This is a genomic window from Desulfobacter sp. UBA2225 (assembly GCF_002348205.1).
In the GTDB taxonomy this organism is placed as follows: Bacteria; Desulfobacterota; Desulfobacteria; order Desulfobacterales; family Desulfobacteraceae; genus Desulfobacter; species Desulfobacter postgatei.
This window is the reverse complement of the sequence record NZ_DDYV01000261.1, coordinates 23,785-31,913: the sequence shown is the minus strand read 5'-3', so window position 1 is coordinate 31,913 and position 8,129 is coordinate 23,785. Positions and strand designations below refer to the sequence as shown.

4 protein-coding genes and 2 tRNA genes are annotated in these 8,129 nt (G+C 45.5%); 2 read left to right on the top strand and 4 right to left on the bottom strand.

Going from position 1 to position 8,129, the window contains the following annotated elements; translation table 11 throughout:
• The 3 genes from B3D59_RS18330 to B3D59_RS13225 all read right to left on the bottom strand — a co-directional run.
• A partial coding sequence (locus tag B3D59_RS18330) for a DNA translocase FtsK (protein ID WP_349676893.1) occupies positions 1–871 on the bottom strand: 871 nt, incomplete at its 3' end.
• Positions 872–1,922: 1,051 nt separating this feature from the next.
• Positions 1,923–3,266 (bottom strand): N-acetylmuramoyl-L-alanine amidase, encoded by a 1,344-nt coding sequence (locus B3D59_RS13230; RefSeq protein WP_286820301.1) that lies wholly within the window; start codon positions 3,264–3,266, stop codon positions 1,923–1,925.
• 343 nt (positions 3,267–3,609) lie between these two features.
• Positions 3,610–3,696: transfer RNA gene (locus tag B3D59_RS13225), tRNA-Leu, on the bottom strand.
• A 399-nt stretch (positions 3,697–4,095) separates the two neighbouring features.
• Between B3D59_RS13225 and B3D59_RS13220 the strand changes: the two genes are divergently transcribed.
• On the top strand, positions 4,096–4,335 hold the full coding sequence (locus tag B3D59_RS13220; protein WP_277003349.1) for a YheU family protein: 240 nt from the start codon (positions 4,096–4,098) through the stop codon (positions 4,333–4,335).
• A gap of 319 nt (positions 4,336–4,654) precedes the next feature.
• Here B3D59_RS13220 and B3D59_RS13215 read toward each other — a convergent pair.
• A tRNA-Leu gene (locus B3D59_RS13215) sits at positions 4,655–4,742 on the bottom strand.
• A 308-nt stretch (positions 4,743–5,050) separates the two neighbouring features.
• Here B3D59_RS13215 and B3D59_RS13210 point away from each other — a divergent pair.
• Positions 5,051–8,077 carry a hypothetical protein gene (locus B3D59_RS13210; RefSeq protein WP_286820300.1) on the top strand — a complete coding sequence of 1,009 codons (3,027 nt, stop codon included), beginning with the start codon at positions 5,051–5,053 and terminating at the stop codon, positions 8,075–8,077.
• Positions 8,078–8,129: the final 52 nt, after the last annotated feature.

Below are 8,129 nucleotides of genomic sequence, written 5' to 3'. Positions count from 1 at the left end.
GGGTGGCCAGAATCAGGTGGATGCCTGCAGCCCTTGCCATCTGGGCAATGCGGGTCAAAGAAAATTCAATATCCTTGCTGGCGGTCATCATCAGATCGGCCAGTTCGTCAATGATTACGACAATATAGGGAAAGGGGGTAAATTCCTCGTCCATATCCGACAAATCCATCTGTGACAAATCAGTGGTCCGGACTTTTTTATTGTACTGCTCTATGTTTCGCACATGCAGCAGGGCCAGTTTCTCATACCGCTGCTCCATTTCCCTGACTACCCACTGAAGGGCAATATTGGCCTTTTTCATGTCTGTGATCACAGGGGTAATCAGATGAGGAATGTCGTTGAACAATGAGAGTTCAATACGCTTGGGATCAATCATAATGAATTTAACCTGGTCAGGGCTTGATTTATACAGAATGCTGCAGATCATCGCGTTGAGCGCCACGCTTTTACCTGTTCCTGTGGCACCGGCAATAAGCAGATGAGGCATTCTTTCAAGTCCTACCACCACGGGTTTTCCGATGATATCCTTACCCAGGCAGATGGGCGCAGGGGATTTGGTTTCAGAAAAAGCTGAAGCGCCCACAACATCCCTGAAAGGCACAACACACATGGCGGGATTAGGAATCTCAATACCAATGACATCCTTGCCCGGAATAGGGGCCACAATACGGATACTCAAGGCGCTTAAGGCCAGGGCCAGATCATCGGCCAGGCTCACGATCTTGCTGATCTTGATACCAGGGGCGGGCTTGTACTCAAAGGTGGTGATTACAGGACCCGGCAGTACTTCCATGATTTCGCCCTTGATGCCGAAGTATCCCAATTTTTGCTCCAGCAATTCAGCATCCCGTCTGATGGCCTCATGGTCCACCACGGTCTCCTCGCCGCCCTTTTCAAGAAANNAAGAAAATCCAGGGAAGGCAGTCGGTACGCGCCATCACCACTGTTCTGAACATTTTCCCGGGAGAAAGGCTTGTCTGCGGGCTTGGCTGAATCCGGCCGGACAGGATTCGTAATTTTTACCTCGTTTTCCGGTGTCTCCACGGGTTTTGACTGGCCCTCTCTGGCTTTTTTCAGGGTATCAAGGACCTGTGTCACCAAAAACCCGGGGGAGGCTGGTGTCTGCACGGTGTTTTTTTCGGGTTCCTTCAGGTCAGGCTCCGGCCGCGGGGTATCCCTTATTTCAGGAATGGGTAAAGGGGAGGCGCAGGCTTCGAACTCAAGGGTCAAACCCGAAATATCATCATCTTGACAGGCAGTCGGCTTTTCTTCATCCGTTTTTAAGGGTATTGACTCTAAAGAAGCAGGCAGATCGACAACAGGATCACCGGGAGGTATTTTGAGAGGCTCATGGGCTTTAAGCAGTTCATCATATCTGTTTCGAAGCCTGACATACCGGTCTGCCAGGTTCAGATTGGCCAGCAGCAGTTTGACATATGCATTGGGCTTATTCTGTCCGTCAAAGGTCTTGTCCGCTTTTTCCATTTCAGCGATCATCACCGTTGCAATACGTTCGGCATCACCCTGCCCAATCTCCCCACCAATCTTAAATTGATACTCTCCGCATTCGGTTCTCAAACACAAAAGATTGTTATCTAAGCTATAATTCTTATTTTCCACGCTAAATAATACTTTCCTGGAATAAGTACTTATGAACAACGGCCGACACGGTCATAATCGGTCAGCCCACATCAAATCCGTTAAAAATCCAACCCGTAGCCGCTAATCTTTCATTAAAACATACCGAGCACAGCCGTATATTTTATATCATAACATAGGCGGGGATTCCAGGCAGTTGAAATATTTCCGTTTTCGCTTTGACATAAATACCTGCCGTAGCGGGATTTAAGTTTTCCCATATCAATTATGTGTAAGGGAGGATAAGGAATCGGAAAAAAAAAGCTATTGCCGGTTTCCTGCCATTAACCCGAGGTTGGGAGGTAAACACCTGTTCCTTTAGGCAAATCCTTGAAATCCGGAATCCTGTTGCCCTGGACTGGACCCCGGCCCGGAATATGGTAAACGGTTCCGGGATCTTTAAACTTTGCACCGGCTATCCCATAAGCCGTTTTATCTTTTGTTATGATAAAAGGGCCTTTATACCCCACCACCAGACGGGTACCTGACGGCAGGTCATCCCAGTCCGAAATTGCACATCCCCTCAAAATCCGATCCGAGGGAAGAAAATAAATGGTGGAGGCAGCATGGTAAGCCTCTCCAGCATGGCACCTGGCGGTCATCCGTCCGGAAATGATTTTTATGATGTCTTTAGCCTCTTGCCGAACTTGTGCCGTCTGCTGGTTGAGCAATACCTTTGTGCCCACGGGCAAACGGTCCCAGCCCAAACTTGAGGCGACCCTGTCACCCGCCAGGGTGTTTCCGCCAGGCAGCACATAGACCGTGCTGGAGGCATTATAATCGTCACCGGCAATGGCCCAGGCAGGATTTCGTTTAGAAATAACATCGGATTTCAAGACTTGAAACGCCGTATTGCCTTTATGAGCAACAGCATTGGAATCCGGATAAAACACCTGGGCCAGCATGGGATCCGGTGTAAGACGACCAGCCCTGACATCAGGATCAAAAGGCCAGGTTGGCCCGAGTCCTGCCCGGGTTCTGTCAAAATTTTTCGCACATCGTTTACGCCCTCTGTGATTGTTGGAAAACCATGGATTGGGTTTGCCGTATGCAATCTGACTGTGGGTCAGAATGTCTTTATCCTGAAGTCCATAGGCCCGTTTAAGCATCAACAGAAGCATCTCCGCAGACGTGTATTGACTGGTGGTCAAGGGGGCATCGTGGTAGCCGACAAATTCGATGCCCACGGAGATATCGCTGACATCAGACCTCCCGTCCCACATGGACAGGCCGGCATGGTCAGCCCGGTATTTTTTATCCAGAATCCGGTAAACCGTCCCGTTCCTGGCAATAACATAATTGGCATGCCCGCCGGGTGTGGTCCGGCCGTTTTCAAGCCGCTTGCCTCTGGAAACCACTCTTAAAGTACTTTCCAGTTCCAGCTCGGAAGTATGCACGATGATCAGCCGGGTCCTGGTGCGTACCTTTTTTTTAAATCTCGGATTGATCCGTGAACCGTAATCTATAATGCGGCTCTGGAAACGGACAAGGTCTGGATCAGGATAGGAGGCTTGTCCAACCTGACACGAGGGCATTGTCAACAGTATTATAACCAACAGCAGGACAATAACCGGTACCAGGGCAGAACCCTTTGAAAAATAAAAATTGTCAGAAAGTTCGATATTCATGGGTCCAAATTATATCAGTACAGGTCCGAGATTGCAAAGGTACTTCATATAAAGAATCCAAAAAAGGAAGATTTTATATCCACAGGTATTAAGGAATGAGCACAAAATAAGGAGATCATTTTAATTTTTAGTATCAAAGTCCCAGATGATAGAGTATGTTCATGGCTACCATGAACATACTCTATCATCAAAAAACAGAAGATATTATGCCTCGACACTATGAAAGCCTGAATGAACGAAACCGCCGGAGAGATGCATTATTTAAAAAGGAAAGTGTTACCTAAAGCAAAAAAAGAAGGGTTTTGACTTTTTATCTAAAATAGCCAAAACCCTTCCTGGAAGCTGGTACCGGAGGTCGGACTTGAACCGACAAGGCCCGAAGGCCGGAGGATTTTGAGTCCTCTGCGTCTACCAATTCCACCACTCCGGCGTAGAGCCCTTTTTTTAATGGAATTGTGTCTGCTTGTCAATCCCCAAATTCACTGACTTAATTTAATATATTTTTCCGATGCCTATTTTTAAATTTTTGTCAGGGTGTTTTTGATTCCAGGCTCTACAAAAAGAGTAACCTGGGGGACGGCAGGCACGATATATGCTAACTTGGGTTCTGTTCATGGGTTCTGTTCATGTGAACAGGTTCCCGGATTAGGCAAAAAACTTAAATCAAAGCAGATAAAATATGCCTGCATTACCTCAAGAAACCAGTAAAGACTGGGAGAGCCACAAAGGCCCTGTTATATTATCCACAGTGAACAAGGACGGAGTGCCTAATGCCATTTATGCGACCTGTGTGAGCAAATATAACGCTGAATGACTGGAAACCTGAAAAGTGAAAGCTGTTAAAATCCCTTATGATCAATTGAGCCCGGAAGCTCTCCAGGGTGTTATTGAAGGATTTGTCACCCGAGACGGCACGGACTATGGTGAAGTAGAGATTCCCCTGGAAACAAAGATTGCCCAGGTGATGGCCCAGATTAGATCCGGCAAGGCCGTTATTGTTTTTGACCAGGAAACTGAATCTTGCACTGTTTTGAGAAGTGATGATCCTTTGGTTAGGGCGCTGGGGTGAGCTTTAGTTAGGTTTTAAAGGGGAATTTGATTAAAAGCACCGAATCGACCTAATCATCTGCGCTGACCATGGCCCGATGCATTGCCTTGTTCGCTGAATTATTCTTTTGGTTCTGAGGGAAGTGCCTTGAGGTTGCGGAGAAAACGAAACATATCGAACTTTCCTTTGTTCCTCATGATGTCCCATACCTCTTCGATTTTTATCTTTCCTTAAAATCACGATGATTACCTGAAAAATCAGTTGGGCACAATTTCAGGCACAGTGACCGCATCCAAAATAAAAAGGCTCGCAACTGAAACGCTGAAAGCCTTGATATTATTGGTACCTGGGACGAGAATTGAACTCGTACAGTGCTAAGCACCGAGGGATTTTAAGTCCCTTGCGTCTACCAGTTCCGCCACCCAGGCATTTAATGATGTGAAAAATATATTATTGCGCATAGATTTGCAAGTCTAAATCCATAGTTCTTCCTTGACACGTCATCATTCTGTATGTTTTATGGAATTTGCTGTCACGTTAAAAAGCCGATGGAAGCGAACAAAGGAGTTTTTATGCCGGGATTGTAACTTGAAAACAAATATTTTTTCAAAAATGTGTTGAGTTTTATGCCCATTTGTGTCCGGGCGTACATTTGGGCTCCAGCCTGCCATGGCCGGTATGGATTTTCTTTCAGAGGCAAGGGCACTGGTAAATTTACATTAAGGCGGATTTTTTGATGTGGAAGGCCATTAATTCTATCTTTTTTGACCGGCGGGATTACAAACTCATTGAGATTGTAACCTCGGTGTATAACGAACCCAAAACGCTCGGGTACACAAGCAAACTGCTATATCCTTATTTTCACCCTTTAGGGATAAAAGAACTTGCAGAATCCAGAGGCCTTCGCGCTGCGTATTCCATTGTCAACCTCATGGAATCCATTGAAAGCGGTGATATCACACGACGCCTTAAAGCCTTGGCAGGCCTTAAGGACGATCTTGTGGACACCGTTGGCGGTCCCATGCCCAAAAATACGTCCAGGGTATTGCTGCAGATTATGAAAGACCTGGTTCGGGCAAAGGGAGAACCTGAACATCAGCTTAAACTGGCCCACGATTTCAGAATTGCCGCATTTGGCAAACCCAGGGCTATCCGACATCTGCTTGACCACTACCATCTGCTTGAAATGCCCGAAGAGTGGAATCAGATCACCTTTGATGACCATGTCCATGATGCAAACACATCGGGCAGAAAAAGTGCCACACACCTGATCATGGATGCCTGGATCAAAGGCATTCGAAGTCTGCGTGTGATATACTATCACTATATTGAACCCAAATGCGCATTGGAGCTGATTGAAGCGGCCAGGATCATGGAAATTGATCTGAGAATCGGTATTGAATTCTGGCCCCTTCACCGGGACAGATATATCTCTCTTATCTGGGTCTCCCGGGGGCTGCCTAACCTTGAATCCTTTTTGAGCTTTCTTGCCCGACCATCAGTGATTCAGTTCATGGAACAAGGGAAAGCCCTTGAAAAGTTCCAGGAAAAATATCTCTATCGCTTGCTGGACGAATTCAATGCGTCAGGACGTATGGAATTGTGCCGGGATCTTGATATCACCATGACGCCTGTTGTGGCTGAAGAATTTCTCGATTTTGTCGGACCTGGTCAGCCAAGCTTTCAATACCTTGGCGAATTCATCCACTCAAAAGTCATTAAGGCCATTCAAATAGAGATTTCCCGATTAAAAGAGAGAGAAACCACTCCGGAGGCCGAAACGCACCTTGACCGTCTGTCCAAAACAATCAATGATTTCATGGTCAGTGACATTCTTGAACAATACCTTGATGGCGCAAACTTTTTCAGCGGGCTTTACGATTATGTTAAAGAAAAAGGAGATTCTTCCCCCCCAAGGCTTTGTGTAAGCTTTTGCACACTTTTGGACCAAGTTGAAGAACTTCTTGACGATTTCCGAATTACCCTCAATCTTGACAGGCTTGGGCCTGAAGATGTGCTTGAACTTTTATATGAAAGCTACGGCAGGATCAATAGAATTGAAATTATCAATCTAAAAAAATACAATCCCCTGGACAATGAAGTCATGCTGCGCGTCAATGAACTGAAAGAAGCGGTCAATCAGGGGAGTATATTAAAGTTAAAGCGCATTATTTCAAAAATTATTGCAGATGTCCAAAAACATGATCTCCATCAGAAGCAAGACCGGCTGAACAACCTGTCTATGATCCTCAACGACATTAACGAATTCAAGCATATGTTTGATGCCCGTCCCATAAAGTTAAGAATCGGGTCCGACTCTACAGGTAAGCCGGGGCATTACGGCATGGGGTTTGCGGTTCTTGATACCCTGCCCTTCAGGGTTCGGAAAAAAATCAGAAAAGAAAACGGCAGCAGACTGCGCCTTCCTGTTAATGTCAAAACCAACCTGTGTACCACCACATCCCATCCTGAATCTCTTTCCGATACTATTGCCTGGATACCTGGTATACACAGGCTATTTTCCACGATGAAAAGGTCGTGGATACCGGAATTTTACCTGCTTGACCCCGGTTCCAAAGGTAATCTGGTGACCCTTGGACGATCAGCTTTGATGGGACAAAAAAACAATCTTGTTGCAACATCCGATGAAAAATCAAAATCAAAATCAAAAAAATCTTTTAAATACCTTAACACCCCGCTTAAAAATTTTTTCAAGGTCATTGTAGGATTTATTCCGGCCCAGCTTTGTTTCATGCTGACCAAAGAGTGGTGGCTTCTGGCCTATTTTGGTGCCTTGATGTGGTTCGGAATAACGGGCATAAGAAATGTGATACAGTCGGTACTCGGCGGAGGTGGTATTAGAAGGGCATCACGTTTAAAATGGAATGACTACGTCAGTTGGGACAGGCTTGCGGATTCCCTTCTATTTACAGGGTTCTCAGTCCCTCTTCTGGATTATCTTGTTAAAACACTTCTTTTGGACAAAACATTGGGCATTACGATAAATAGCGGCCCTGTGATGCTTTATAGCGTCATGGGTCTTGCCAACGGTATATATCTTTCCAGCCATAATTTTTTCAGGGGACTGCCCAAAGGAGCCGTGACCGGCAATTTTTTCAGGAGCATCCTTTCCATTCCGGTTGCCGTCGTACTCAGTACACTAACAGGAACTATTTTAGGGTCTTTCAATATTCCAAATGTTAACGGGATTCTTCAAAAATGGGCGGCTATCATTTCAAAAGGAGCATCTGATGTTGTGGCCGGATTTATTGAAGCTGCGGCAGACCGCTCTGTCTACACACGACTTAGGAAACAAAATATCCGGAAAAAAATTTCTGAACTTTTTGATATTTACTCCCAACTCATCATGCTGTTTCCGGAAACGGAAGAATTGAATATTTTAGAAAACTCAAGCATACTTTTGGATAACAAGAACTCGGAAGTCCGGGATCTGGCAACACTGATCATCATTAATGCCCTGGATCTGTTTTATTTCTGGATGTACCTGCCCAGGGCCCAATCCTCATTAATACGTGTGGTTTCAGACATGACGCCGGAAGAAAAGGCAATATTTTTCCAGGCCCAGAACATGCTGCGTCATGAGCATCATATCAGCAGATTGTTTGTGGACGGAATTCTAGGCAAAAATTTTTCCCGGCCTCTCACCTTTTATCTGAGCTTATACCGGACGTATCTTAACAGCATTAAAAAGGTAAAGGCCTCTATCCTGCATGAAAAATTCGACGAGAAACCATATTCATAAACAGACTTATTTTTATATGTTTTCCTGCTATAGCCTGAATTTTGCTTGATAA